Origin of the sequence: Palleronia salina, from assembly GCF_900141995.1 — a bacterium.
Taxonomy (GTDB): Bacteria; Pseudomonadota; Alphaproteobacteria; order Rhodobacterales; family Rhodobacteraceae; genus Palleronia; species Palleronia salina.
Genome location: NZ_FQZA01000005.1, coordinates 1 through 25,143, shown reverse-complemented (window position 1 = coordinate 25,143; position 25,143 = coordinate 1). Strand labels below are relative to the sequence as shown.

Below are 25,143 nucleotides of genomic sequence, written 5' to 3'. Positions count from 1 at the left end.
TGTTTTGCTTTGTCAGGCCGGTGTTGCGTTTCACCGGCTCTCCTTGGGGTCGGCCGCGGAGGGATCCGCGGCGTCACCGGTCGTCGGCCGCCCCGTCCGTCTGGCGGGGCGCGCCGTTTCGGCTCAGAAGTTGTCTTCGAACTTCTTGGCCAGGTCCTCGATGTTCTCGGGGGGCCATTCCTCGACATCCATGCCCAGGTGCAGGCCCATGCCCGACAGCACTTCCTTGATTTCGTTCAAGGACTTGCGGCCGAAGTTCGGGGTGCGCAGCATCTCGGCTTCGGTCTTCTGGATCAGGTCGCCGATATAGACGATGTTGTCGTTCTTCAGGCAGTTCGCCGAACGCACCGACAGTTCCAGCTCGTCCACCTTCTTCAGGAGAAGCGGGTTGAACTCGAGCCCGTCGTCATCGTCCTGGCGGTTGGCCGATTCCGGCTCGTCGAAGTTGACGAAGATCGACAGCTGGTCCTGCAGGATGCGGGCGGCGAAGGCCACGGCATCGTCGGGCGCGACCGAACCGTCGGTCTCGACCTTCATGGTCAGCTTGTCATAGTCCAACACCTGACCCTCGCGGGTGGGCTGCACGTCGTAGCTGACCTTGCGCACCGGCGAGTAGATCGCGTCGATGGGCATCAGGCCGATCGGTGCATCCTCGGGGCGGTTCTTGTCGGCGCTGACATAGCCCTTGCCGGTGCTCACGGTCAGTTCCATGAACAGGTCGGCACCGTCGTCCAGGTGGCAGATCACGTGGTCCTTGTTCAGGACGGTGATGCCCTGGCTGACCGAGATGTCGCCGGCGGTCACGACCATGGGGCCCTTGGCCGAGATCGACACCCGTTTGGGGCCTTCGACTTCCATCTTGATCGCGACGCCCTTGAGGTTCAGGACCACGTCGGTCACATCTTCGCGGACACCCGCGATCGAGCTGAACTCGTGCAGGACGTTGTCGATCTGGACGCTGGTGATGGCGGCGCCCTGCAGCGATGACATCAGAACGCGGCGCAGCGCGTTGCCCAGCGTCAGGCCGAAGCCACGCTCGAGCGGCTCGGCCACGACGGTGGCCTGGCGCGTGCGGTCGTTGCCGGGCTTGACCTCAAGCTGCGTGGGCTTGATCAGCTCCTGCCAGTTTTTATGAAGCATGGTGTCTCCTCAATTCTTGCCAGCCCGCTCATGCAATGCGGCCGACCCCCGAGGTTGAAAATGACGGCACGAGGCCGCGCGCATGCGCGACCCCGCTCTAGCAAAGAAGTCCGATCAGACGCGGCGGCGCTTGGGCGGCCGGCAGCCGTTGTGGGCCATGGGCGTCACGTCGCGGATCGACGTGATGTTGAAGCCCGCGGCGGCCAGGGCGCGCAGCGCGGATTCGCGGCCCGAGCCGGGGCCCTGCACCTCGACCTCGAGGGTGCGCACACCGTGCTCCTGCGCCTTGCGGCCGGCATCTTCGGCGGCCATCTGCGCGGCGTAGGGGGTGGATTTACGCGAGCCCTTGAAGCCCATCGTGCCGGCGGACGACCACGAGATGGCGTTCCCCTGCACGTCCGAGATCAGGATCTTGGTGTTGTTGAACGAAGAGTTCACATGCGCAACGCCGGCGGCGATGTTCTTGGAAACCTTCTTCTTGACGCGACGATCACGTGCCATTGGTCAGTCTCCTTATTTCTTCTTGCCGGCAATGGCCTTCGCGGGGCCTTTGCGGGTGCGGGCGTTGGTGTGGGTGCGCTGGCCGCGGACCGGCAGGTTGCGGCGGTGGCGCAGGCCACGGTAGCAGCCCAGGTCCATCAGGCGCTTGATGTTCATCTGCGTTTCGCGGCGCAGGTCACCCTCGACGGTGAAGTTCTCGTCGATGTATTCGCGGATCTTCACGACGTCGGTGTCGCTCAGCTCGTTCAGGCGCGCGGTCTTGTCGATGCCGACGGCATCGCAGATGGTCGCGGCCGAGCTGGGGCCGATGCCGGTGATGTAGGTCAGGGCCACGGGGACCCGTTTGGCGGTGGGGAGGTTGACCCCTGCAATACGTGCCAAAGCGTACTTTCCTTTCGTTGCGGGCCCGTGGTTCCAGGCCCTTTTTTCACAACGGAAGCCCGAGGGTATCCCCACGGGCCGCAGTCGAATTCCGATGAGTCGAGGCGGGGTGCGACCCCACAACTTGACGATTCCCTTTGGGATGGTGCGCAATAGTGCCGAATCGCCCGGTGGTCAAGCCCCGCGCACGAACACGCGCGCCCGGACCGTGGCCGGGCGCGCGCGACGCGAAAAACAAGCGTTTCGGGGTCGGCTCAGCCGCCTTCTGCCCCGCTGCCGGCGTCCCGCCGGTCCATCCGCTGAACCACGCTGAGGATGCCCAGGCCGCACAGCCCGAAGGCGAACCCCACGCCGCTTATGGCGACGATGATCGTCACGATATCATTCATTGCTCTGCCTCGTGTCGTCTTTTGTTGTTGTCCGCCAAATCTAGCAGTGCGCTTGCGCCGCACCAAACCATGCGCCGGTCACGAAACCGTAAATGGGCGCTTCTGCGCCACCCGCGCGACGGGCGGACTAGAAGGTGCCTTGGCCCCGCGGGTCACCGCAGAATGTAGGGGAAGGAAAAAAGCGGGCGTCCGGCGGATACGGATCGAAAAAGGCGGCGACCGTGTCCCGGTCGCCGCCCTTCCGTCATTCCGTCGCCGAGGCGCGGTTCAGTCGATGATCTGTTCGATCGCCTGGCCCACCTGCTCGATGTCGGCAAGGCCGTCCACGCGCTTCAGGTCGCCCTTGGCGTAGTAGTAGCCGATCAGCGGCGAGGTCTTCTTGTAGTATTCCATGAGCCGCTGCTTGAGGCTTTCCTCGTTGTCGTCGGCCCGGCGCTTGAACTCGGTCCCGCCGCAGTTGGCGCATTTGCCGTCCTCGGGGATCGGCCGCGAGATGTCGTTGTAGACCTCGCCGCACGAGGCGCAGGTGGACCGGGCGGTGATGCGCTCGATCAGGGCCTCGTCGTTGACCTGCATCTCGATCACGGCGCCCAGGTCCTCGCCGTGGCGCTTCAGCAGGTCCCCCAGGGCATCGGCCTGGCCCAGAGTACGCGGGAAGCCGTCGAAGATCAGCCCCCCGCCCTTGTCGCCTTCGAGCTTCTCCTCGATCAGGCCGATGACGATATCGTCGGTCACCAATTCGCCGCGGTCCATGATCGCGGCCACCTTCTGGCCCATCTCGGTGCCCGAGCTGCGGGCGTCCCGCAGCATGTCCCCGGTGCTGAGCTGGATCATGTTGTGCTCATCCACCAGGCGGCGGGCTTGCGTGCCCTTGCCGGCCCCCGGAGGTCCAAGAAGTATGATGTTCATCGACGATTTCCTCCCCGCGCGGGTTTCTTCCCACCGCGCTTCTTACCACGCAACTGCGATTTTTCGATAAGTCCTTCGTATTGATGGGCCAGCATGTGGCTTTGCACCTGCTGGATCGTGTCCATCGTCACCGAAACGACAATCAGGACCGATGTGCCGCCGAAGTAGAACGGGATGGCGAACTGGGCGCGCACGATCTCGGGCAGCAGGCACACGGCGGTCAGGTAGGCCGAGCCCAGGACAAGGATCCGCGCGACCACGTAGTCCAGGTATTCCTCGGTCCGCTTGCCGGGACGGATGCCCGGGATGAAGCCGTTCTGGTTCTTCAGGTTCTCGGCCACGTCCTCGGATTTGAACGCCACGTTCGCGGTGTAGAAATACGTGAAGAAGACGATCATGCCCCCGAAGAACAGCAGGTAGAGCGGCTGTCCGGGTCCGAAATACGCCAGGATCGTCGACATGACCGGGCCGCTCTGGCCGCCGCTGAACGTGGCCAGCGTGGTCGGCAGAAGCAGCAGCGACGAGGCGAAGATCGCGGGGATGACGCCCGCCGGGTTCACCTTGATCGGCAGATGCGACGACCCGCCGTCATAGACCTTCATGCCCACCTGGCGGCGGGGATACTGGATGTGGATCTTGCGCAGCGAGCGCTCCATGAACACCACGAAGGCGATCACGGCCACGACCATCAGGATCACGCCGATGATGACGGCGGGGCTGATGGCGCCCGACCGGCCGCTTGCGAAGAACTGCGCCAGCGCCGCGGGGACCTCGGCGATGATGCCGACGAAGATGATCAGCGAGATGCCGTTGCCGATACCGCGCTGGGTGATCTGCTCACCCAGCCACATCAGGAACATCGTGCCGCCCACAAGCGTGATGACGCAGGCCGCGCGGAAGAACAGGCCGGGGTCGGTGACCAGGTCGCCCGCCTCCAGCGACACGGCAAGACCGTAGGCCTGGAAGGTCGCCAGCAACACCGTGCCGTAGCGGGTGTATTGGTTGATCTTCTTGCGCCCCTGCTCACCCTCTTTCTTCAGCTGCTCCAGCTGCGGAACCATCGCCGTCATCAGCTGCACGATGATCGACGCGCTGATATAGGGCATGATCCCCAGGGCGAAGATGCCCATGCGGCTGATCGCGCCGCCGGTGAACATGTTCAGGATGCCGCCGATGCCGGTGGCCGCCTGCTCCATGAAGTCGCGCAGTGCGCCGCCGTCGATGCCCGGCACCGGGATGTAGGTGCCAAGGCGATAGACGCAGAGCAGGCCCAGGGTGAATAGGATCCGCGACCTGAGCTCGGTGGCCTTTCCAAAGGCCCCCCAGCTCATGTTCGCGGCCATTTGTTCGGCTGCTGATGCCATGTCGGGTCTCTTTCAAACGGAAACGCCGCGCGACCCGGTTTTCGGGGCTCGCGCGGCGTGATGAAAACCTGAATGGGTATGTAAGCGCCCCGTCGGGCGCTCACAACCAATTACTCGGCCGCGCTGGCCGCGCGGCCGGTGACGGTCAGGGTGCCGCCGGCCTTTTCCACGGCCTCGATGGCCGATTTCGACGCACCGGTGACGGTGATCGTGACCTTCGACGTGATCTCGCCCTTCGACAGGACGCGGATGCCGTCCTTCTTGCGGCGCACCAGGCCCGAATCGAGAAGCTCGGTCTCGGTGATCTCCTGGCCCAGCTTGCCGGCGTCGATGAACTTCTGGATCAGGCCCAGGTTCACGACGGCGTAATGCTTGGCATTGATGTTGTTGAAACCGCGCTTGGGCAGACGCTGGTAGAGCGGCATCTGGCCGCCTTCGTAGCCGTTGATGGCCACACCCGAGCGGGACTTCTGGCCCTTGATGCCGCGGCCGGCGGTCTTGCCCTTGCCCGAGCCCGGGCCACGGCCGACGCGCATCCGCTTCTTGGCGGCACCCGCGTTGTCGCGCAGTTCGTTCAGTTTAACCATGTGTCGCTTCCTTTCCTTGCCGGACGCGCACCCCCAGCGACGGGAGCGGTGCGGACACGGCGTTGCGTGATCCCTTGCGGGAAGGCCGCCTGATAGAAGATCGCCGGATTTTCCGCAAGCCTTTCGGACCCGCCACGGGGCGCCCCGTGAAAATTTCGCGCGCGCCCCGAAACTTCCCCCCGTGACCTGCCGTGCCTCCCGTATCGCCGCCACCGAAGGCGGCTGTTCTGTCCATCAACGGGAGACACGACATGAAGACCGCAATTCTGAGCAGCGCCGCTGCCGCCGCCCTTCTCGCCACCCAGGCCCACGCCGCAGGCCACGCCGGCACCATGGGCTATGCCCTTGCCGATGACGGCGCGACCCTCGTGACCATGGCCGACATCGCCGCCCCGGGCGAGGCGCAGACCTTCGAGCTGGACACCGCGCTGGACGCCATCGCGTTCCGCCCCGTCACCGGTGACCTGCTGGGCTACACCAACGATGCGATCTACACGATCAACACCGCCGACGGCACGCTGACCGACGTGGGCGCGACCTTCAACGACGGCGCGCAGGTGGCCGACGGCTCGGTCGTGGCGTTCGATTTCAACAACGCCATCGACGCGGTGCGCGCCATCACCTCGGCCGGCGACAACCTGGTCTATTTCCCCGAGGGCTTCGGCGACGGCGACGACCGCGCCAACAGCGTGATCCGCGTGACCGACCTGGCCTATGCCGAGGGCGACGACAACGCGGGCACCACCCCGATGGTTTTCGCCAACGCCTATACCAACGCCATCGCGGGCGAGACGGCCGGCAGCACGTTCCAATACGCGCTGGACGCCGAAACCGACGCGCTGGTCAGCGTCGCCAACAACGACGGCACGCTCGAGATCGTGGCGCCGATCATGGTCGATGGCGAAGCGGTCGACCTGTCGGCCATGGGCGGCTTCGACATCCTGTCGCCCAGCGAGGGCGAGAACCAGGCCTACGCCGTGCTTCAGATGGAAGGCGCCGAGACCGCCGGTCTCTACGCCATCAACCTGGACGACGGCACCGCGACGATGCTGAGCGATCTGGGCATGGGCGGCTTCTCGGGCTTCGCCGTGTCCCCCGGGATGTAATCCGGGCCGGCGCGGGCTTGTCCCGGCGCCGTCGCAAGGCATCGGGCGTCCGGATCGGGTGGGATCCGGGCGCCCTTTTTCGTTTGTCCGAACGCGAATGGCATCGCGCTGGTCGCCAGCGGCGGAGGCCGGGATCCTTGACCGCCCGGGCACGGGCCTACCTGTGGGGCAACCGCAGGGCTATCCCTGCCCTCGCATCGAAAAGGAAACCCCATGAAAGCCATTCGAGTGGCCAAGCCCGGCGGGCTGGACAAGCTGACGCTGGTGGATATCGACGCGCCGGGCACGCCCGGCCCCGGCCAGATCAAGGTGCGGCTGAAAGCCAGCTCCCTGAACTTCCACGATTTCGGCGTCGTGTCAGGCAACATGCCCACCGAAGACGGCCGGATTCCCATGTCCGACGGCGCCGGCGTGGTCGAGGCGGTGGGCGACGGCGTGACCGCGTTCGCCACCGGCGATCACGTCGTATCGGTGTTCTTTCCGCAATGGCAGGACGGCCCGCCGCCGGTTGCGGATTTCTCCGGCACGCCCGGCGACGGCATCGACGGCTACGCCCGCGAGGCGGTGCTCGCCGCGGCCAGCGCCTTCACCAAGGCGCCCGACGGCTGGAGCCACGAGGAGGCGGCGACGATCACCACCGCGGGCCTGACCGCCTGGCGCGCCCTGGTGGTCGACGGGGGGCTGAAGGCCGGGGACGACGTGCTGGTCCTGGGCACCGGCGGCGTGTCGATCTACGCGCTCCAGATCGCCCGTGCCATGGGGGCCCGCGTCTTCGCCACGTCGTCGTCGGACGAGAAGCTCGCGCGGCTGACCGAGATGGGCGCGGCCGGCGTCGTGAACTACAAGACCGACGAGAACTGGGGCGCGACGATCGCCGAAATGACCGGCGGGCGCGGCGTGGACCACGTGGTCGAGGTCGGCGGCCCCGCGACGCTCAGCAACTCGATCGATGCATGCCGGATCGGCGGCCACATGGCACTGATCGGCGTTCTGACCGGCCGGTCGGGCGAGGTCGCGACCGCGAAGATGATGGCCAAGCATCAGAAGCTTCAGGGGCTGATCGTCGGCAGCCACGCCCACCAACGCGATTTCGTGCGTGCGCTGGAGACCACCGGGATCAAGCCGGTGATCGACCGAAGCTTCCCCTTGGACCGGATCGCCGACGCGTTCCAGCACGAGGCCGACGGCGCGCATTTCGGCAAGATCACCCTGTCGATCTGACCTTTCGGGCCGGACGCTTGGTCCGGCCCCTTCCGCCCAAGATGCTCAAACAAAAAAGGCGGCCCTGAGGGACCGCCTTTTTCATTGTTCGGAGGTGAAATCTCCGGGGCGCGTCAGCCGCGCTCTTCGACGATTTCCACCAGGTGCGGGATCTTGGCGATCATGCCGCGGATGGAGGGGGTGTCCTCCAGCTCGCGCACGCGGTGCATTTTGTTCAGGCCCAGGCCCTTCAGGGTCGCGCGCTGGATGGCGGGGCGACGGATGGGGCTGCCGGTCTGCTTGACGACGATGGTCTTGGCCATGGATCAGGCCTCCTCGGAGACTTGCGCGGACGCCTCGGGCGCCTCGTCACGCTTGGGCAGGATGTCGGCGACCTTCTTGCCGCGACGCTGCGCGACCGAACGGGGCGACGATTCGTTGATCAGGCCGTTCAGCGTGGCGCGGATCATGGCGTAGGGGTTCTGGCTGCCGTTCGACTTGGCGACCACGTCCTGCACACCCAGCATCTCGAACACCGCACGCATCGGGCCGCCGGCGATGATGCCGGTACCCTGCGGGGCGGTACGCATGATGACCTTGCCGGCGCCGTGGCGGCCGTGCACGTCGTGGTGCAGGGTGCGGCCGTCGCGCAGGGGCACGCGGATCATGTTGCGCTTGGCGGACTCGGTGGCCTTGCGGATGGCCTCGGGGACCTCCTTGGCCTTGCCCTTGCCGAAGCCGACGCGGCCGCGCTGGTCGCCGACGACCACGAGCGCGGCGAAGCCGAAGCGCTTGCCGCCTTTCACGGTCTTCGACACACGGTTGATCGCCACAAGGCGATCGGCGAATTCGGGCGTTTCGTCCCGCTGGTTGCGGCGTCCGCCGCGATTGTCGTCTCTGGCCATGATGGCTCCTGTCTTTTCGCCCGTGTGCCGGGCGTCTCTTGGTCCAACCGCAGTGCCCGAAGGCCCCGGTCATCGAGGCGGCGGCGCCGCCTGCAAAGGGGTGGAAAGCATCACCCGGAAGGAAACGGGCGGGATCACCCCGCCCGCACCGATTACAGCTTCAGCCCGGCTTCACGCGCGGCGTCGGCCAGGGCCTTCACCTTGCCGTGGAACAGGAAACCGCCGCGGTCGAAATAGGCTTCTTCCACGCCCGCCTTCTTGGCGCGCTCGGCGATCGCCGCGCCGACCTTGGCCGCCGCGTCCTTGTTGTTCTTGCCGACGATGCCCAGGTCCTTTTCCAGCGACGAGGCCGAAGCCAGCGTCACGCCCTGCACGTCGTCGATCAGCTGCACGCTGATGTTCTTGTTCGAGCGGTGCACGCTCAGGCGCGGGCGCCCGGCGTTGACCTTGCGAAGCTTGTTCCGAACGCGCAGGCGGCGCTTCAGAAACAGATCTCTCTTGCTGTTTGCCATCTTTGCGTTCCTTACTTCTTCTTGCCTTCCTTGCGGAAGATGAACTCGCCCTTATAGCGGATGCCCTTGCCCTTGTAGGGCTCGGGACGACGCCAGTCGCGAATGTTCGAGGCCACTTGCCCCACCACCTGCTCGTCGATGCCTTCGACGGCGATCTCGGTCTGCTTGGGGGTCGTGACGGTCACGCCCTGGGGCACTTCGAAATCCACGTCGTGGCTGAGGCCCAGGTTCAGCTTCAGGACGTTGCCCTGCATCTGCGCGCGGTAACCCACGCCCTGGATCTCGAGCTCTTTCTTGAAGCCGGTGGTCACGCCGGTCACCAGGTTCTGCACCATGGTGCGGCTCATGCCCCACTGCTGGCGCGCCCGCTTGGACTTGCCGCGCGGGGTGACGGTGATCGCACCGTCTTCCATCGCGACCGTGACGTCATCCGTGGCCGTGAAGCTGCGGGTGCCCTTGGGGCCCTTCACTTCGACTTTCTGGCCGCTGACCGTGGCCTCCACGCCGGAGGGCAGCTCAACGGGTCGTTTACCGATACGAGACATACCAATCCCTCCTTAGAATACCGTGCAGAGCACTTCCCCACCCACGTTGGCCGAGCGGGCCGAAGCGTCGGTCATGACGCCCTTGGGGGTGGAGACGATGGAGACGCCCAGGCCCTGGCGCACCGACGGGATGTCGTTGACGCCGGCATACACGCGGCGACCGGGGGTCGAGACGCGCTTGAGCTCTTTGATCACGGGGGCGCCTTCGTAGTACTTCAGGCTGATCTCGATGGCCGGGTGGCCGTCAGGACCCGTGATGTTCTCGTGGCCGCGGATGTAGCCTTCGTCGGCCAGCACATCCAGGATCCAGCCGCGGATCTTCGACGCGGGCGTGATGACCGTCGTCTTGCCGCGCAGCTGGGCGTTGCGGATCCGGGTCAGCATATCACCGATAGGATCGTTCATTTTTCAAACCCTCCTTACCAGCTCGACTTGACCATGCCGGGGATCTGGCCGTCGGAGCCAAGATCACGCAGCGCGATACGCGACATTTTCAGCTTGCGATAATAGGCGTGGGGACGCCCGGTCAGCTGGCAGCGGTTGTGCAGACGGGTGGCCGAGGAATTGCGCGGCAGCTTGGCCAGCTTCAGCTGGGCCTTGAACCGCTCTTCCATGGGCTTGCTTTCGTCACGCGCGATTTCCTTCAGCTCGGCACGCTTGGCGGCATAACGCTCGACCAGGGCCTGACGCTTCTTCTCGCGCTCGATCATTGCTTTCTTCGCCATGAGTTCAGATCCTCTCAGCTGTTGAAGGGCATGTTGAAATGCTTCAACAGCGCTTTGGCTTGGGCGTCGTCGGACGCGGTGGTGCAGATCACGACATCCAGGCCCCAGACCTCATCGACCTTGTCGAAGTTGATCTCGGGGAACACGATGTGCTCCTTGATGCCCATGGCATAGTTGCCGCGGCCATCGAAGGATTTGCCGTTCAGGCCGCGGAAGTCGCGGACACGGGGCAGCGCGATGGTGATCAGGCGGTCGAGGAATTCGTACATCCGGTCGCCACGCAGGGTGACCTTGGCCCCCAGCGGCATGTCTTCACGGACGCGGAAGCCGGCGATCGACTTCTTCGCCTTGGTGACGACAGCCTTCTGACCGGCGATGGCGGTCAGGTCGTCGGCGGCCGACTTGGCCTTCTTGCTGTCCTTCACCGCCTCGGCGCCGGCGCCGATGTTCAGGACGATCTTGTCCAGGCGCGGGATCTGCATCGGGTTGGTGAAGCCGAAGTCTTCTTTCAGCTTGCCGCGGATCTCGTCCACGTACAGCTGCTCAAGACGCGGGGTGTAGTTGGCGTTATCGAGCATCAGATCACGTCTCCGGTCGTCTTGGCAAAGCGGACCTTCTTGCCGTCTTCCATCTTGAAACCGACGCGGGTCGCCTTGCCGTTCTTGTCCAGCAGCGCGAGGTTCGACAGGTCGATGGGCATCGGCTGCGGCGTGCGGCCGCCCTGGCTGGTCTGGCTCTGCTTCACGTGGCGGATGGCGATGTTGATGCCGTCGACCACGGCCTTGCCGGCGCTGGGGTTCACGGACGTGATCTCGCCCTGCTTGCCCTTGTCCTTGCCGGCCAGGACGACGACCTTGTCACCCTTTTTCAGTTTGGCAGCCATCACAGCACCTCCGGAGCGAGCGAGATGATCTTCATGAAGTTCTTCGCGCGCAGCTCGCGAACCACCGGCCCGAAGATACGGGTGCCGACCGGCTCGTTGTTGTTGTTGAGGATGACGGCGGCGTTGCGATCGAAGCGGATCGCGGTGCCGTCTTCGCGGCGGACTTCCTTGGCGGTGCGCACGACGACGGCCTTGCGGACGTCGCCCTTCTTCACACGGCCGCGCGGAATGGCTTCCTTGACCGACACCACGATGATGTCGCCCACGGACGCGTATTTCCGCTTCGAGCCGCCGAGGACCTTGATGCACTGAACCCGGCGTGCGCCGGAGTTGTCAGCGACATCCAGATTGGTCTGCATCTGGATCATGAGGTTACTCCCGACCTTTGGGGTGGGCTCTGCCCGTTACTCCCCAGGGTTTCGATTATGGGTGGCGACGCCCGTTACTGGGCGATCACCTCCCAGCGTTTGGTCTTCGACTTCGGCGCACATTCCTGGATACGGACCGAGTCGCCGACGTTGAACTGGTTGTTCTCATCGTGAGCCCGGTACTTCTTGGACTTACGGATGGTCTTCTTCAGAACCGGGTGCGTGAAACGACGCTCGACCGAAACGGTGACGGTCTGCTCGTTCTGGTTCGAGGTCACGGTGCCTTGCAGGATGCGTTTGGGCATGGATCAGGCCTCCGCGTTGGCCGCTTCGGCGGCTTTCTGGTTCAGGATGGTCTTCACGCGGGCCACGTCGCGGCGGACGGTGCGCATGCGTGCGGTGTTCTCAAGCTGGTTGGTGGCGGCCTGGAAGCGCAGGTTGAAGGCTTCTTTCTTCAGGGCGGCCAGCTGGTCGCGCAGCTCGTCGGGGGTCTTGCCCCGAAGGTCTTGGGCGTCAAGCGCCATGGTATGCTCCTTGCAACATCACCGGAAGGCCGTGCGAGCACGTCACCCTGATTCCCGGTGGAGGTGGATGAGGGGGCCGTATAGGAGTGTTGCGGGTGCTTGGCAACACCCTTCCTTCGAGTCGGGCAAAGCGCACCGTTCAGAAGGGCCCTGCCGGCTTCACCCGGGTCAATCCCCCCGGGCGGCCTAGCCCCACGCGTAGTTGAAGCTCACGCTGACCCGCTCGTCCTCGCTCATGTTCATGGGCACCTCGTGGCGCAGCCATGATTCCCACAGCAGCACGTCGCCCACCTGCGGTTTGGCGTAGACGAAGTTGCGCAAGGAGTCGGGCGCGTCCTTCAGGCGGCCGGGCGCGGCCATCATCATCGGCAGGCGCGGATCCTCGAAGCGGATGGCCGACGTATCCGCCGGCATCGCCACATAGGTCGTGCCCGAGATCACCGAATGGGGGTGCAGGTGGCTCGTGTGGATGCCGCCCTCGGGCAGGATGTTGATCCAGATATCCTCGAGCCGCAACTTCTTGTCGCCCAGGTCGAAGGCCAGGTCCTCGGCGAAGGCGGCGACGTGGGCGTCGAGCGCCTTGACCACGTCGGCGAAGATCGAGAACCGCCACGGCAGATCGGTCAGCGAGGCGTAGGAGGTGTAGCCGGGAAAGTCGTTATCCTCGCACCATTGCTGGCCCGCCTCGTCATCCTCGGCGATCGAGAAGCAGGACGCGGCAAGCTCGTCGGCATCGACGGCAGGGGCGTGGTCGGCAAGACGCGCGCGGTAGAGCGGCGTGACGAAAAGGGGCGTGGTTCTGGACATGGCCCAGCGTTACGGCGCTGCGGCGATCCGCGCAAGGTCGGGCTGGCCCATCGCGTTAGGTCATCCCAAAACACGGATCCGGAGGACGCCATGACCATCCCTGCCCTGCTGCTGAGCGCGCTGCTGTTCGGCGGCATGACCTTCTTCAGCGCGGGGTTCGCCCCGGTGCTGTTCGCGCAACTGCCCGAGGACCGTGCCAGGCCGCTGCTGCGCGGGACGTTTCCCTACTACTATTTGTCGGTGATCTTCCTGTCGCTGCTGGCCGCCATGGCCGCGACGCTGGTGGATGCGCAGGCCGCGCTGTTGCTGGCGGCGATCTGCGTCACGACGATCTACGCGCGGCAGGTGCTGATGGGGCAGATCAACGCCGCGACCGACCGGGGCGACCGGCGGGGCTTCGGGCGGCTGCACGGCGCGTCGGTGGTCCTGCAATTGGGTCAGATCGCGGTGGCGGGCTGGGCGCTGGTGCGGTTGGCGTGAGAGGCCCCGCAAATGAAAAAGCCCCCGCGACGGCGGGGGCTTTTCTGTCTGGCATGGCCTTCTCGATGAGAAGACGACCGGATTACCAGTCTTCGCGCATCACGGTGCGCGACTTGCAGGGCAGCTTCATGGCGGCCAGGCGCAGGGCCTCGCGCGCGACGTCTTCGCCGACGCCGTCGATCTCGAACATGACGCGGCCGGGCTTGACCTTGGCGGCCCAGAAATCGACCGAGCCCTTGCCCTTACCCATACGCACTTCGACAGGCTTCGAGGTGACGGGGGTGTCGGGGAAGATCCGGATCCAGACGCGGCCCTGACGCTTCATGTGACGCGTCATGGCACGACGGGCGGCCTCGATCTGACGCGCGGTGACCCGCTCGGGCTCCATCGCCTTCAGGCCGAAGGTGCCGAAGTTCAGGTTCGATCCGCCCTTGGCTTCGCCGCGGATGCGGCCCTTGTGCATCTTGCGGAATTTTGTGCGCTTCGGTTGCAGCATATCGATGCCTCCTTAACGACGGCCGCCAGCGCCGCGCGGCGTGGGACCATCCTGAAGTTCCTGGGCACGGCGATCACGGGCAGCCGGATCGTGCTCGAGGATCTCACCCTTGAAGATCCACACCTGGATGCCGATCACGCCGTAGGCGGTCTTGGCTTCCACGCGGGCGAAATCGATATCCGCACGCAGGGTGTGAAGCGGCACGCGGCCTTCGCGATACCATTCGGTCCGGGCGATCTCGGCGCCGCCGAGGCGGCCGGCGAGGTTCACGCGGATGCCGAGCGCACCCATGCGCATGGCGTTCTGCACCGCGCGCTTCATGGCGCGGCGGAAGCTGACCCGGCGCTCGAGCTGCTGGGCGATGGATTCACCCACCAGCGCGGCGTCGAGCTCGGGCTTGCGCACTTCGACCACGTTCAGGTGCAGTTCGCTGTCGGTCATCGACGCAAGCTTGCGGCGCAGGGTTTCGATGTCCGCGCCCTTCTTGCCGATGATGACGCCGGGGCGGGCGGTGTGGATCGTGACGCGGCACTTCTTGTGCGGACGTTCGATGATCACACGGCTGATGCCGGCGGCCTTGCACTCTTCCTTGATGAACTCGCGGATCTTGATGTCTTCCAGCAGAAGATCACCGTAATCCTTGGTGTCGGCGTACCAGCGGCTGTCCCAGGTCCGGTTGACCTGCAGGCGCATTCCGACGGGGTTGACCTTGTTACCCATTAGGCTTGCTCCTCGACCTGGCGGACCTTGATGGTGATCTCCGAGAACGGCTTGATGATGCGGCCGAACCGGCCACGTGCCCGCGGACGGCCACGCTTCATCGTCAGGTTCTTGCCCACATAGGCCTCGGCGACGATCAGCTCGTCGACGTCCAGGTTGTGGTTGTTCTCGGCGTTGGCGATGGCCGACTGAAGGCACTTGCGGACGTCGTCCGAGATGCGCTTCTTCGAGAAGGTCAGGTCCTGCAGGGCCTTTTCGACCTTCTTGCCACGGATCATGGCGGCGACCAGGTTCAGCTTCTGCGGGCTAGTGCGCAGCATGCGGGTCTTCGCCATGGCTTCGTTATCGGCCACGCGGCGGGGGTTCTTTACCTTGCTCATTTGCGCTTCGCCTTCTTGTCGGCGGCGTGACCGTAATAGGTACGGGTCGGGCTGTATTCACCGAACTTCTGGCCGATCATCTCCTCGGACACGCTGACCGGGATATGCTTCTTGCCATTGTAGACGCCGAAGGTGAGGCCCACGAACTGGGGCAGGATGGTGGAACGGCGCGACCAGATCTTGATGACCTCGTTGCGACCGCTCTCGCGGGATTTTTCGGCCTTCTTGAGGACGTAAGCGTCGACAAAAGGGCCCTTCCAGACGGAACGCGACATCTATCAGCGTCCTTTCTTCTTGGCGTGGCGCGAGCGGATGATCAGCTGTTGCGAAGCCTTGTTCGTGTTACGGGTGCGCGCGCCCTTGGTGGGCTTGCCCCACGGGGTCACGGGGTGGCGGCCTCCGCTCGTCCGGCCTTCACCACCGCCATGCGGGTGGTCGACCGGGTTCATGACGACACCGCGCACGCTGGGACGGATGCCCTTGTGACGGTTGCGGCCCGCTTTACCGAAGTTCTGGTTGCTGTTGTCGGGGTTCGACACCGCGCCCACGGTGGCCATGCATTCCTGGCGCACCAGCCGCAGCTCGCCCGAGCTGAGGCGGATCTGGGCGTAGCCGCCGTCGCGACCGACGAACTGGGCATAGGTGCCCGCGGCGCGCGCGATCTGGCCGCCCTTGCCGGGCTTCAGCTCGATGTTGTGGACGATCGTGCCGATGGGCATGCCCTGGAACGGCATCGCGTTGCCGGGCTTCACGTCGACCTTGTCGCCCGAAACGATCTTGTCGCCAACGCCCAGGCGCTGGGGGGCGAGGATGTAACGCTGTTCGCCGTCGTTGTACTGGATCAGCGCGATGAAGGCGGTGCGGTTCGGGTCATATTCGATCCGAACGACGACGGCTTCCATGTCGTGCTTGGTGCGCTTGAAATCCACGATGCGATAGAGACGCTTCGCGCCACCGCCCTTGCGGCGCATCGTGATACGTCCGGTGTTGTTGCGGCCACCGTTCTTGGTCAACCCTTCGGTGAGGGACTTGACCGGACGGCCTTTCCACAGCTCCGAACGGTCGATCAGCACCAGCCCGCGCTGGCCCGGCGTCGTCGGCTTGTACGACTTGAGTGCCATGCTTTCTGTCTTCCGTTGTGTGGCGAAGCCTTGCGGCTCCGCGGTTTAAGGGCCCTGCTGGGCAGGTCCCCGGTTGGTTCGGTCCGCCGCGCCCGGGGAAAACCCTGCGGCGCGTTGGCCCATCGAGGCCCCGAAGCGATGTCCGGGACGGGCGGCATGCCGCCCAAAAGCCAAGCCCCGGACGAATCCGGGGCTACGCCGATGCGGGCTTGTAGGAAAGGTCGCCGGAACGGTCAAGGCCCCGCTGTCGGCTTTCGGACCAATAGGCCGTGGGCCGCGGAACCAGCCTTCAGGCGCGCGAGGCGACCCAGTCGGCCATGGCGGGCAGTTCCGCGTCCAGCACGGTCTGGAACGCCTGCACGACCGCGCGCGGCGTTTCGTCCCCGGCCACCGCCTGGCCCGCGAATTCGCGCGAGGCGATCACCCGCTGGCTTCGGTCGGCGATGAGTGTCAGCGACATCGCCACCCGCGCGGTCAGGCTCTCGCCTGTGTCCACGACCTCGAACGCGTCGATGCGGGTCAGAAGGGCGCGGTCCGGCACCGGCCCGCCCTCGGCGCGACCAACATAGCCGATGCGCCCGGTGCCCGACAGGCTGCGCACCAGCAGCGACTGCACCACCTCGGGCAGGTCGTCGCCCCAGCGCGCGGCGGGGATGTAGGCGACCGACACGGCGTCGGGGCGGACCATGATCCGGTCGGTGTCCAGCGTGGCGGGCGCTTCGGGTCGGGCCACCACCAGCGTGCGGTTCGTCCGGCGGCCCGCGCTGGCGCCGCTGCGCGCGCTCAGGTCGTAGATCGGCAAGGGCGTCGCGGCGGTGTTCAGCGCGCCCAGGGCGCCGCAGCCGCCCAATGCGGCCATGCCCCCCAGAAGGGTCGCGCGGCGGGTCAGGTCCAGGGATTTCATGGCGTCATCTGCGGTATTCCGGCACGCGATTGTCAAGCAGGAAGCGGCCCGGATCCCGCTCGATCCGCCGCGCCAGCCCGTTCAACGTGTTGACCAGCGCCCGCGCCTCGTCGCCCAGACGGGTCAGCGCGGGCAGGCCCCGGTCCGCGAACTCGGTCAGGCCGGGCGCGGTGCCGGCGACCGCGCCCTGAACCTGCCCGACGACGCTGTCGGCCCGCGCGATCAGGGCCCGCAGGTCGGCGGCGATGGCCGGCACGTCCCGGGTCACGTCCTCGACCGCCGCGCTGATCCGCCCTGAGGCGGTGCGGATATCGTCCAGCACCGGGGCGATGTCGGTCTCCATCAGCCCGGTCGCGGTGTCGAAGGCGTCCGCCGCCGATCCCAGCGCCGTATCCGCCCCGGCCAGCGTCCGGTCCAGCGCGGCGAGCGTGCCGCCCGCCCGCGCGAAGGTGTCACTGGCCGCGCGCAGGGTGTCGGACGCATCATCGGCCAAGGGTGTCAGCCGCGCGGTCGCACCGGTGATGTCCTGCGCCACCCGGTCGACGGCCCGGCTCGCCGTGGCCACGGCCTCGCGGATGTCGGCGACCACCGGGGGCACGTCGGTCAGGACCACGTCCTCGATCACCGTCAGCGCCCGCTTGGCGTCGGCCAGCACGTCGCGCGCCTCGGCCACCAGCAGCGTGCCGTCGCCATCCACCAGAATGTCGAAGCTGTCCGCGGCCTCGGTCACGGCGGTGAAGGCCGTGTTCGCCCCCAGCATCGCACGCTCGAGCTCGACCAGCCGCAGGTTCATCAGGACCGCCGTCTGCCCGAAGCCGTCGATGGTGCGCCCGGACCGGTCCTGCAGATCGGCGATGGCGGTCTGCACCTGTTCGGCGGCCTGCGACAGCTGGGCCAGCAGCGCGGGCACGTCCTCGGCCAAAACCGTTTCCGCCGCGGCGAAGGCGCCCTCGGCCCGTTCGAGCGCGGGCACCGAGGCGTCGAGCGCGGTGTCCGCGCGGCCGAAGGTCCGCTCGGCCGCGGCCAGCGCGGTGTCGGCCCGGGCCAGGGTCTGTTCGACGGCGGTGCCGATGCTGTCCAGCCGGTCGGTGAAGCGCGCGATCTGAAGGGTCGCGTCGCTGACCGACCCCGTCACGTCCGAGAAATCGGCCAGCGCCTGGTCCATCTGCGCCGAGGCCGAATCGAGGTTGCGCAGGATGTTGTTCACCAGCGCGCGGTTTTCGGGCCCCACGAGCTCGCGCAGCTGCGCCAGAAGCTCGCCCGCCGACACGACCAGCCCCGGTGCATCCTCGACCAGGCTTTGCACGGTGGACCGTTGCGACGGGATGATCGGCAGGCCGTCGCCGTCGGGCCTCAGCATCTCGGCCCCCGGCGTGCCACCCGAGAGCGAGATGTAGGAGACCCCCGTCACCCCCTGCGACTGGAGCCGGGCCACCGTGTTCTCGCGCACCGGCGTCTCGGCGTCGACCTCCACCGTGGCGAAGACGCGCGAGGGGTCCTCGTCGTAGATCTGCAAATCGATGACCCGGCCCACGCGGATGCCGTTGAACAGGACGTCGCCCGAGGAATCGAGCCCCGAGACATCCTCGAACAAAATGCCGTAGGTCTGGTATTGCCTGTCGATCTGGAACGAGGCCAGCCAGATGAAAAAGCCCAGCGTCCCCAGGATGGCCGCCAGCGTGAAGGCGCCGATCAGGATGAAATTCGCACGGGTCTCCATCAGGCGGGCTCCGGCGGCATGATCTTGGCGGCGCGGGCGCGCGGCCCGTGGAAATACTCGCGCACCCAGGGGTGATCGACGTCCAGCATGTCGGCGATGCTGCCGATGGCCAGCACGCGCCGGTCGGCCAGCACCGCGACCCGGTCGCACACTGCGTGCAGGCTGTCGAGGTCGTGGGTCACCAGGAATACCGTCAGCCCCAGCGCATCGCGCAACTGCCGGATCAGCCGGTCGAACGCCGCCGCACCGATCGGGTCCAGCCCGGCGGTGGGTTCGTCGAGGAACACGATCTCGGGGTCCAGCGCAATGGCCCGGGCGAACCCCGCGCGCTTGCGCATGCCGCCCGACAGCTCGGACGGGTACTTGCCCTGCGCGTCCTCGGGCAGGCCCACCATGCGCACCTTGATCCCCGCCAGCGTGCGCATCACGTCCGGCGGCAGATCCAGCTGTTCGCGCATGGGCGCCTCGACATTCTGGCGCACGGTCAGCGACGAGAACAGCGCGCCGTCCTGGAACATAACCCCCCAGCGGCGGCGCAGGCGGCGGTAGGCGTCCGGCGGGGTGTCGCGCACGCTCTGGCCCAGCACCTCGATCTGCCCCTCGGCCGGGCGCAGGAGTCCGACGATGGCGCGCAGCAGGACCGACTTGCCAGTGCCCGAGCCGCCGACCACGCCCAGCACCTCGCCCCGACGCACGTCCAGGTCCAGCCCGTCATGCACGACGTGCCGACCGAAGCGGGTCACCAGCCCGCGCACGCGAATCACGGGGGCGTCGGCCATCACACCCCCACCACGGCGAAGAAGATCGAAAACATCGCGTCCATCACGATCACCATGAAGATCGAAAGCACCACCGAGGTCGAGGTCAGGCGCCCCAGGCTTTCGGCGTTGCCACCCACTTTCATCCCTTCGTAGCAGCCGATGATGCCGATGATCAGCGCGAAGAACGGCGCCTTGATCATGCCGACGCCGAAATGCCACAGGTCGGTATTGCCGACCAACCGCGCCTGGAAGGCCGCGGGCGACACGCCCAGGTCGACCCACGCCATCACCGCCCCGCCCAGCAGGCCCGCCACGTCCGCGATCAGCCCCAGCGCCGGAAGCATCACGATCAGCGCCAGCACGCGCGGCACCACGAGGATGGTGACAGGATCGAGGCCCAGCGTGCGCATGGCGTCGATTTCCTCGCGCATCTTCATGGAGCCGATGGCGGCGGTGAAGGCCGAGCCGGACCGGCCCGCCACGATGATCGCCGTCAGCAGGATGCCCAGCTCGCGCAGGATCGAGATGGCGATCAGGTCGACCACGAAGACCTCGGCGCCGAACTGGCTCAGTTGCGCGGCCCCCTGGAAGGCCAGGACGACGCCGATCAGGAACGACATCAGCGTGACGATGGGCACCGCGTTCCATCCAACCTCCTGGCAGTGATGCACCACCGAGGTCAGCCGCAGCCGTCGCGGGTGCAGGATGATCCCGCCGATTGTGGCGACCACCTGCCCCAGGAACGACACCAGCTCGACCGCCGCGCCGGCGCCGCCGTGGATGCGGCCACCCAGCCGGGCCAGCCGGTCGTTCATGCCGCCCGTCGTCTCCGAACCGGCCTCGGGCGGCGGCATGTTGGCTCGCACGGTGTCAATCAGTTGCGACTGGTGGGACGAGGCCCCGTGGATATCGGCGCGTCCCCCCTGTCCCTGCCCCGCAAGCGCGACCAGAAGCCAGGCCCCCGCGGTATCGACAGCGTCGGTTTCGGTGATGTCGATGACAACGGCGCGACGGGCCAGTTCCGCGGCAGCAGCCCGATCGAATGTCTGCAAGGCATCGATGGTCAGGTGCCCGGCCAGCCGCAGCCGGTCGCCGTCGAGGATGACGTCGCAAGGGCGATCGGAAACGGGGGGCGTGTCGCTCACGTGCGTGGACCGGTCGGCAAGAGGGGTTCAGGACAAGTCATCGGCATCCTGTGATGGCATGGCAAGACGATCGCCGCATCGCCGGGGGCGCATCTCTTTCGCCCGACCCTAAAGCGGCCCTGTCGCAACACCTTGATCCCGATCAAGGCGGTCCCGCACGACCGTCTTTATCCTATCCGTCAGTCGGCCGGGTGCGCCCGGTCCTTCCGGGAGAGGAGCCAGAACCATGACCCCGAAAACCATCCTAGTCTGCCTGACCGATCGTGACAGCGCCAAGGCGACCACCGCCGCCGCCTGCCTGCTGGCGCGACGCTACAACGCCCACCTGATCGGCCTGCACGTGGTCGAGTCGCTGGTGGTCTATCCGGGCATCGCCATGCACATCCCGGACACCGTCTACGAACGCTACGGAAAGTCGCAGATCGACGTGTCCGAGGCGATCAGGGAGACCTTCGAGACCGCGACCGCGCCCGAGGATTTCGTGGCCGAGTGGCGGCTTCTGCATTGCAAGACCGAACCCGCGTCGGAGCGGATCATCGAAAGCGGCCGCGTCGCGGACCTCGTCGTCATGCCCGCCGCGCCCGAGGACGATTTCGGCACCCAGGGCACCGTTCTCGAAACGGTGATCCGGAACGCCGGCCGACCGGTGCTGGTCGTTCCGCGGGACTGGAGCGGTGACAGCCTGGGCCATTCGGCCCTGGTGGGCTGGAACGGCTCGCGCGAGGCGGCGCGCGCCGCCCACGACGCCATGGCCCTGCTGGGCGACGGGGACGCGGCGCATATCCTGCGGGTCAACGACGGGCACGATACCGACGACCGCGACCCGACCTCGTCCGACCTCGCCGCCGCGTTCGACCGGCAGGGGATCAAGGCCACCGTGACCCAGAAGAACTGGCAGGCCGAAGGCGTGGCAGCGGCCCTGAACGCCGAGGCCTTCCAAGCCGGCGCGGACATGATCGCCATCGGCGCGTTCGGCCATTCCCGCGCCTATGACTTCGTCATCGGCGCGGCCACCCGCGACCTGCTGCGGGTCAGCCAGTTGCCCGTGCTGTTCTCGCGCTGACGTGCCGCCAAAAGAAAAACCCCCGCCGGTCTGGCGGGGGTTCTTTGGTCCTCGCGGAAGGTCCGACGATCAGAGACCGGTGGTCACGTCGATCGTGTTGCCCTCTTCCAGGGTCACATAGGCCTTCTTGACGTCGCGCCGGCGGCCGGGCTGACCGCGGAAACGCTTGACCTTGCCCTTGGTGATGGAGGTGTTGACCGCCTTCACCTTGACATTGAACAGGGTCTCGACCGCTTCCTTGATGGCCGGCTTCGCCGCATCCATGGACACTTCGAAGACAACCGCGCCGTTCTCGGACGCCATGGTGGCCTTCTCGGTGATGATCGGCTTGCGGATCACGTCGTAGTGCTCGGGCTTCGTGCTCATTTCAAACGGGCCTCCAGGGCTTCGATACCGGCCTTGGTGATGACCAGGGTATCGCGCTTCAGGATGTCGTAGACGTTGGCGCCCATCGAGGGCAGCACGTCCAGACCGTCGATGTTGGCGGCGGCGCGGGCGAAGTTCTGGTTCACCTCGGCCCCGTCGATCACCAGCGCGCGCTTCCAGCCCAGATCCTTGACCTGCTTGGCCAGGGTCTTGGTCTTGGCTTCGCCCAGGTCGGCCGTGTCCAGAACGACCAGGTTGCCCGCTTGCGCCTTCGAGCTCAGCGCGTGGCGCAGGCCCAGCTTGCGGAACTTCTTGGTCAGGTCGTGACCGTGGCTGCGCGGAACGGGACCCTTGTAGATACCGCCCTTGCGGAAGATCGGCGCGTTGCGGTCACCGTGGCGTGCGCCGCCGGTGCCCTTCTGGCGATAGATCTTCTTGGTCGAGTAGCTGGTCTCGGACCGGGTCTTGACCTTGTGGGTGCCCTGCTGCGCGTTGTTGCGCTGCCAGCGGACCACGCGGTGCAGGATGTCCACCCGGGGCTCGAGGCCGAAGATGGCCTCGTCCAGGTCGACCGAACCGGCCTTGCCGCCGTCCAGTGTGATGGCATCAGTTTTCATCGTCGCCCTCTTTCTTCTCGGTGGCGTCGCTGTTGTCGGCATCCGAGCTCTCGGACTCGATCTGCGCCTCAGCTTCGGCCAGCGCGGCGGCTTCCTGCTCGGCCTGCTCCTTGGCCAGGCGCTCGGCTTCCGCGGCCTCGGCGGCGGCGGCTTCCTCGGCAGCCTGCTGGGCAAGACGCTCGGCCTCGTCCGCGGCGGACTTCAGCGCGGCGGGATAGATGACACCCTCGGGCGTGACCTTCTTGACCGCGTCCTTGATGGTGACCCAGCCGCCTTTCGAGCCCGGAACCGCACCCTTGACCATGATGAGGCCGCGGGCGCTGTCGGTCTTGATGACCTGCAGGTTCTGCGTGGTCACGCGGGCGGCGCCCATGTGGCCGGCCATCTTCTTGCCCTTGAACACCTTGCCGGGGTCCTGGCACTGGCCGGTGGAGCCGTGCGAACGGTGGCTGATCGACACGCCGTGCGAGGCGCGCAGGCCGCCGAAGTTGTGCCGCTTCATGGCACCGGCGAAGCCCTTACCGATCGAGGTGCCGCTCACGTCCACGAACTGACCTTCGAAGTAGTGCGAGGCGATGATTTCCTCGCCCACGTCGATCATGTTCTCGGGGGCCACGCGGAACTCGGCGATCTTGCGCTTGGGTTCCACCTTGGCCACCGCGAAGTGACCGCGCAGGGCCTTCGAGGTGTTCTTGGGCTTGGCGGTCCCGGCACCCAGCTGCACGGCGGCATAGCCGTGCTGCTCGGGGGTGCGCTGTGCGACCACCTGCAGCTTGTCGAGTTGCAGGACGGTGACCGGCACCTGCCGACCATCCTCCTGGAAGATGCGCGTCATGCCCACCTTCTTTGCGATAACGCCAGAGCGCAGCATGTCAGCCTCCCATAACCTTGATGTCGACGGCCACGCCGGCGGCCAGGTCGAGCTTCATCAGCGCGTCCACGGTCTGCGGGGTCGGGTCGACGATGTCGAGCATCCGCTTGTGGGTGCGGATTTCGAACTGATCGCGGGATTTCTTGTCCACGTGGGGGCCACGAAGGACGGTGAATTTCTCGATCTTGTTGGGCATCGGGATCGGCCCGCGGACGGACGCGCCGGTGCGCTTGGCGGTCGAGACGATTTCCTGGGTGCTGGAGTCGAGCACCCGGTAATCGAACGCCTTCAGGCGAATACGAATGTTCTGGCTGGCGGCCATTTTCTTCTCTTTCCCTTGACGGGTTTCAGTCGAGAGGTGGGGCGAGGCTCATCCCTCGCGCCACATCGGACCGGTATCCTGAGCACACGCCCCGGACCGGGTCCGGGGCGCGACGGAGCGGCCATCCCGGCGGGGTGCGCCGGGATGCGTTCCGATTACTCGATGATCTTCGACACCACGCCGGCGCCGACGGTGCGGCCGCCTTCGCGGATGGCGAAGCGCAGTTTCTCTTCCATGGCGATCGGCGCGATCAGCTCGACGCCGAACTGCACGTTGTCGCCCGGCATGACCATCTCGGTGCCTTCGTTCAGCTGCACCGTGCCGGTCACGTCCGTCGTGCGGAAGTAGAACTGCGGGCGGTAGTTCGCGAAGAACGGCGTGTGGCGGCCGCCCTCTTCCTTGGTCAGGATGTAGGCCTCGGCCTCGAACTTCGTGTGCGGCTTCACCGAGCCGGGCTTGCACAGCACCTGGCCACGCTCGACGCCGTCACGGTCCACGCCGCGCAGCAGCGCGCCGATGTTGTCGCCGGCTTCGCCGCGGTCCAGCAGCTTGCGGAACATCTCGACACCGGTGCAGGTCGTCTTCTTGGTGTCGCGGATGCCGACGATCTCGATCTCGTCGCCCACGTTGATCACGCCACGCTCCACACGGCCGGTGACCACGGTGCCGCGGCCCGAGATCGAGAACACGTCCTCGACCGGCATCAGGAACGGCTGGTCCACGGCGCGCTCGGGCGTCGGGATGTACTCGTCCACGGCGGCCATGAGCTTCTTGATCGACTCTTCGCCGATCTCGGGGTTCTCGCCGTTCATCGCGGCCAGAGCCGAGCCCGGGATGACCGGGATGTCGTCGCCGGGATACTCGTAGGACGACAGCAGCTCGCGGATTTCCATCTCGACGAGCTCCAGCAGCTCCTCGTCATCCACCTGGTCGACCTTGTTCATGTAGACCACGATCGCGGGGATGCCGACCTGGCGGCCCAGCAGGATGTGCTCGCGCGTCTGCGGCATGGGGCCGTCGGCGGCGTTCACCACCAGGATCGCGCCGTCCATCTGCGCGGCGCCGGTGATCATGTTCTTCACGTAGTCGGCGTGGCCGGGGCAGTCCACGTGGGCATAGTGGCGGGCCTCGGTCTCGTACTCCACGTGCGCGGTCGAGATCGTGATGCCGCGGGCCTTCTCCTCGGGCGCGCCGTCGATCTGGTCGTAAGCGCGGAAGTCGCCGAAATACTTGGTGATCGCCGCGGTCAGCGTCGTCTTGCCGTGGTCAACGTGACCGATGGTCCCGATGTTCACGTGCGGTTTGTTGCGTTCGAACTTTGCCTTCGCCAT

General features: G+C 66.3%; 37 protein-coding genes. 4 read left to right on the top strand and 33 right to left on the bottom strand.

Going from position 1 to position 25,143, the window contains the following annotated elements:
• Positions 1 to 123 precede the first annotated feature (123 nt).
• The 7 genes from BUB76_RS08850 to rplO form a co-directional block, all read right to left on the bottom strand.
• On the bottom strand, positions 124 to 1,140 hold the full coding sequence (locus BUB76_RS08850; protein WP_073128417.1) for a DNA-directed RNA polymerase subunit alpha: 1,017 nt from the start codon (positions 1,138 to 1,140) through the stop codon (positions 124 to 126).
• 114 nt (positions 1,141 to 1,254) lie between these two features.
• Entirely contained in the window at positions 1,255 to 1,641 is a 387-nt protein-coding gene (rpsK, locus tag BUB76_RS08845; protein ID WP_073128416.1) for a 30S ribosomal protein S11, read from the bottom strand.
• Between the two features lie 12 nt (positions 1,642 to 1,653).
• On the bottom strand, positions 1,654 to 2,022 hold the full coding sequence (rpsM, locus tag BUB76_RS08840) for a 30S ribosomal protein S13 (protein ID WP_073128415.1): 369 nt from the start codon (positions 2,020 to 2,022) through the stop codon (positions 1,654 to 1,656).
• A gap of 254 nt (positions 2,023 to 2,276) precedes the next feature.
• Positions 2,277 to 2,411 carry a hypothetical protein gene (locus BUB76_RS18260; protein WP_269085820.1) on the bottom strand — a complete coding sequence of 45 codons (135 nt, stop codon included), beginning with the start codon at positions 2,409 to 2,411 and terminating at the stop codon, positions 2,277 to 2,279.
• A gap of 267 nt (positions 2,412 to 2,678) precedes the next feature.
• A complete protein-coding gene (locus tag BUB76_RS08835) occupies positions 2,679 to 3,320 on the bottom strand; it encodes an adenylate kinase (protein WP_073128414.1) in 642 nt (213 codons plus the stop codon).
• Entirely contained in the window at positions 3,317 to 4,684 is a 1,368-nt protein-coding gene (gene secY, locus BUB76_RS08830) for a preprotein translocase subunit SecY (protein ID WP_073128413.1), read from the bottom strand. The genes BUB76_RS08835 and secY overlap by 4 nt, the downstream gene beginning before the upstream one ends.
• Positions 4,685 to 4,794: 110 nt before the next feature.
• Positions 4,795 to 5,271, bottom strand: coding sequence for a 50S ribosomal protein L15 (rplO, locus tag BUB76_RS08825; RefSeq protein WP_073128412.1), 477 nt, complete (start codon positions 5,269 to 5,271; stop codon positions 4,795 to 4,797).
• A gap of 251 nt (positions 5,272 to 5,522) precedes the next feature.
• On the opposite strand from rplO, the gene BUB76_RS08820 reads away from it, so the two are divergent.
• The gene (locus BUB76_RS08820; protein ID WP_073128411.1) at positions 5,523 to 6,377 is read left to right on the top strand and encodes a DUF4394 domain-containing protein; all 855 of its coding nucleotides are present in this window, start codon (positions 5,523 to 5,525) and stop codon (positions 6,375 to 6,377) included.
• A gap of 213 nt (positions 6,378 to 6,590) precedes the next feature.
• Entirely contained in the window at positions 6,591 to 7,598 is a 1,008-nt protein-coding gene (locus tag BUB76_RS08815; RefSeq protein ID WP_073128410.1) for a zinc-dependent alcohol dehydrogenase family protein, read from the top strand.
• Between the two features lie 113 nt (positions 7,599 to 7,711).
• On the opposite strand, the gene rpmD is transcribed toward BUB76_RS08815, so the two are convergent.
• The 12 genes from rpmD to BUB76_RS08755 all read right to left on the bottom strand — a co-directional run bounded on the left by rpmD (position 7,712) and on the right by BUB76_RS08755 (position 12,846).
• A complete protein-coding gene (gene rpmD / locus BUB76_RS08810; protein ID WP_073128409.1) occupies positions 7,712 to 7,900 on the bottom strand; it encodes a 50S ribosomal protein L30 in 189 nt (62 codons plus the stop codon).
• Positions 7,901 to 7,903: 3 nt separating this feature from the next.
• Positions 7,904 to 8,482 (bottom strand): 30S ribosomal protein S5, encoded by a 579-nt coding sequence (rpsE, locus tag BUB76_RS08805; protein WP_073128408.1) that lies wholly within the window; start codon positions 8,480 to 8,482, stop codon positions 7,904 to 7,906.
• Between the two features lie 152 nt (positions 8,483 to 8,634).
• Complete coding sequence (gene rplR / locus BUB76_RS08800; protein ID WP_073128407.1) at positions 8,635 to 8,994, bottom strand: 50S ribosomal protein L18; 360 nt, start codon at positions 8,992 to 8,994, stop codon at positions 8,635 to 8,637.
• 11 nt (positions 8,995 to 9,005) lie between these two features.
• Entirely contained in the window at positions 9,006 to 9,539 is a 534-nt protein-coding gene (gene rplF / locus BUB76_RS08795; RefSeq protein ID WP_073128406.1) for a 50S ribosomal protein L6, read from the bottom strand.
• 12 nt (positions 9,540 to 9,551) lie between these two features.
• Positions 9,552 to 9,944 carry a 30S ribosomal protein S8 gene (gene rpsH, locus BUB76_RS08790; protein ID WP_073128405.1) on the bottom strand — a complete coding sequence of 131 codons (393 nt, stop codon included), beginning with the start codon at positions 9,942 to 9,944 and terminating at the stop codon, positions 9,552 to 9,554.
• A 14-nt stretch (positions 9,945 to 9,958) separates the two neighbouring features.
• Complete coding sequence (gene rpsN / locus BUB76_RS08785) at positions 9,959 to 10,264, bottom strand: 30S ribosomal protein S14 (protein ID WP_073128404.1); 306 nt, start codon at positions 10,262 to 10,264, stop codon at positions 9,959 to 9,961.
• A 14-nt stretch (positions 10,265 to 10,278) separates the two neighbouring features.
• Positions 10,279 to 10,842 (bottom strand): 50S ribosomal protein L5, encoded by a 564-nt coding sequence (gene rplE / locus BUB76_RS08780; RefSeq protein WP_073128403.1) that lies wholly within the window; start codon positions 10,840 to 10,842, stop codon positions 10,279 to 10,281.
• A complete protein-coding gene (gene rplX / locus BUB76_RS08775) occupies positions 10,842 to 11,147 on the bottom strand; it encodes a 50S ribosomal protein L24 (RefSeq protein WP_073128402.1) in 306 nt (101 codons plus the stop codon). Before rplX ends, rplE begins: the two co-directional genes overlap by 1 nt.
• Complete coding sequence (gene rplN, locus BUB76_RS08770; RefSeq protein WP_005621870.1) at positions 11,147 to 11,515, bottom strand: 50S ribosomal protein L14; 369 nt, start codon at positions 11,513 to 11,515, stop codon at positions 11,147 to 11,149. The genes rplX and rplN overlap by 1 nt, the downstream gene beginning before the upstream one ends.
• 74 nt (positions 11,516 to 11,589) lie before the next feature.
• Positions 11,590 to 11,820 carry a 30S ribosomal protein S17 gene (gene rpsQ, locus BUB76_RS08765; RefSeq protein ID WP_073128401.1) on the bottom strand — a complete coding sequence of 77 codons (231 nt, stop codon included), beginning with the start codon at positions 11,818 to 11,820 and terminating at the stop codon, positions 11,590 to 11,592.
• A gap of 3 nt (positions 11,821 to 11,823) precedes the next feature.
• The gene (gene rpmC, locus BUB76_RS08760; protein WP_073128400.1) at positions 11,824 to 12,039 is read right to left on the bottom strand and encodes a 50S ribosomal protein L29; all 216 of its coding nucleotides are present in this window, start codon (positions 12,037 to 12,039) and stop codon (positions 11,824 to 11,826) included.
• 186 nt (positions 12,040 to 12,225) lie between these two features.
• Positions 12,226 to 12,846 carry a TIGR02466 family protein gene (locus tag BUB76_RS08755; RefSeq protein WP_073128399.1) on the bottom strand — a complete coding sequence of 207 codons (621 nt, stop codon included), beginning with the start codon at positions 12,844 to 12,846 and terminating at the stop codon, positions 12,226 to 12,228.
• A gap of 90 nt (positions 12,847 to 12,936) precedes the next feature.
• On the opposite strand from BUB76_RS08755, the gene BUB76_RS08750 reads away from it, so the two are divergent.
• Positions 12,937 to 13,326 (top strand): DUF4149 domain-containing protein, encoded by a 390-nt coding sequence (locus BUB76_RS08750; protein WP_073128398.1) that lies wholly within the window; start codon positions 12,937 to 12,939, stop codon positions 13,324 to 13,326.
• Positions 13,327 to 13,408: 82 nt separating this feature from the next.
• On the opposite strand, the gene rplP is transcribed toward BUB76_RS08750, so the two are convergent.
• From rplP to BUB76_RS08705, 9 genes are all read right to left on the bottom strand, one after another.
• A complete protein-coding gene (gene rplP, locus BUB76_RS08745) occupies positions 13,409 to 13,822 on the bottom strand; it encodes a 50S ribosomal protein L16 (protein ID WP_073128397.1) in 414 nt (137 codons plus the stop codon).
• A gap of 12 nt (positions 13,823 to 13,834) precedes the next feature.
• The gene (gene rpsC / locus BUB76_RS08740) at positions 13,835 to 14,542 is read right to left on the bottom strand and encodes a 30S ribosomal protein S3 (RefSeq protein WP_073128396.1); all 708 of its coding nucleotides are present in this window, start codon (positions 14,540 to 14,542) and stop codon (positions 13,835 to 13,837) included.
• Complete coding sequence (rplV, locus tag BUB76_RS08735) at positions 14,542 to 14,922, bottom strand: 50S ribosomal protein L22 (RefSeq protein WP_073128395.1); 381 nt, start codon at positions 14,920 to 14,922, stop codon at positions 14,542 to 14,544. The genes rpsC and rplV overlap by 1 nt, the downstream gene beginning before the upstream one ends.
• Positions 14,919 to 15,197, bottom strand: a complete 279-nt coding sequence (gene rpsS, locus BUB76_RS08730) for a 30S ribosomal protein S19 (protein ID WP_073128394.1) — start codon at positions 15,195 to 15,197, stop codon at positions 14,919 to 14,921. The genes rplV and rpsS overlap by 4 nt, the downstream gene beginning before the upstream one ends.
• Before the next feature lie 3 nt (positions 15,198 to 15,200).
• Positions 15,201 to 16,043 carry a 50S ribosomal protein L2 gene (gene rplB, locus BUB76_RS08725; RefSeq protein WP_073128393.1) on the bottom strand — a complete coding sequence of 281 codons (843 nt, stop codon included), beginning with the start codon at positions 16,041 to 16,043 and terminating at the stop codon, positions 15,201 to 15,203.
• A 289-nt stretch (positions 16,044 to 16,332) separates the two neighbouring features.
• Positions 16,333 to 16,947: an ABC-type transport auxiliary lipoprotein family protein gene (locus tag BUB76_RS08720; RefSeq protein WP_073128392.1), complete on the bottom strand. Its 615-nt coding sequence runs from the start codon at positions 16,945 to 16,947 to the stop codon at positions 16,333 to 16,335.
• Positions 16,948 to 16,951: 4 nt separating this feature from the next.
• The gene (locus BUB76_RS08715) at positions 16,952 to 18,667 is read right to left on the bottom strand and encodes an MlaD family protein (RefSeq protein ID WP_073128391.1); all 1,716 of its coding nucleotides are present in this window, start codon (positions 18,665 to 18,667) and stop codon (positions 16,952 to 16,954) included.
• On the bottom strand, positions 18,667 to 19,446 hold the full coding sequence (locus BUB76_RS08710; RefSeq protein ID WP_073128390.1) for an ABC transporter ATP-binding protein: 780 nt from the start codon (positions 19,444 to 19,446) through the stop codon (positions 18,667 to 18,669). The genes BUB76_RS08715 and BUB76_RS08710 overlap by 1 nt, the downstream gene beginning before the upstream one ends.
• Complete coding sequence (locus tag BUB76_RS08705; protein ID WP_073128389.1) at positions 19,446 to 20,573, bottom strand: ABC transporter permease; 1,128 nt, start codon at positions 20,571 to 20,573, stop codon at positions 19,446 to 19,448. Before BUB76_RS08705 ends, BUB76_RS08710 begins: the two co-directional genes overlap by 1 nt.
• A 226-nt stretch (positions 20,574 to 20,799) precedes the next feature.
• Between BUB76_RS08705 and BUB76_RS08700 the strand changes: the two genes are divergently transcribed.
• Positions 20,800 to 21,636: a universal stress protein gene (locus BUB76_RS08700; protein WP_073128388.1), complete on the top strand. Its 837-nt coding sequence runs from the start codon at positions 20,800 to 20,802 to the stop codon at positions 21,634 to 21,636.
• A gap of 69 nt (positions 21,637 to 21,705) precedes the next feature.
• Here BUB76_RS08700 and BUB76_RS08695 read toward each other — a convergent pair whose 3' ends face one another.
• The 5 genes from BUB76_RS08695 to tuf all read right to left on the bottom strand — a co-directional run.
• A complete protein-coding gene (locus BUB76_RS08695) occupies positions 21,706 to 22,002 on the bottom strand; it encodes a 50S ribosomal protein L23 (RefSeq protein ID WP_073128387.1) in 297 nt (98 codons plus the stop codon).
• Positions 21,999 to 22,619 carry a 50S ribosomal protein L4 gene (rplD, locus tag BUB76_RS08690; protein WP_073128386.1) on the bottom strand — a complete coding sequence of 207 codons (621 nt, stop codon included), beginning with the start codon at positions 22,617 to 22,619 and terminating at the stop codon, positions 21,999 to 22,001. Before rplD ends, BUB76_RS08695 begins: the two co-directional genes overlap by 4 nt.
• Complete coding sequence (gene rplC / locus BUB76_RS08685; protein ID WP_073128385.1) at positions 22,609 to 23,490, bottom strand: 50S ribosomal protein L3; 882 nt, start codon at positions 23,488 to 23,490, stop codon at positions 22,609 to 22,611. The genes rplD and rplC overlap by 11 nt, the downstream gene beginning before the upstream one ends.
• Before the next feature lies 1 nt (position 23,491).
• A complete protein-coding gene (gene rpsJ / locus BUB76_RS08680) occupies positions 23,492 to 23,812 on the bottom strand; it encodes a 30S ribosomal protein S10 (protein WP_036175718.1) in 321 nt (106 codons plus the stop codon).
• 155 nt (positions 23,813 to 23,967) lie between these two features.
• The coding region (gene tuf / locus BUB76_RS08675) for an elongation factor Tu (protein ID WP_073127489.1) at positions 23,968 to 25,143 on the bottom strand (1,176 nt) is incomplete at its 5' end.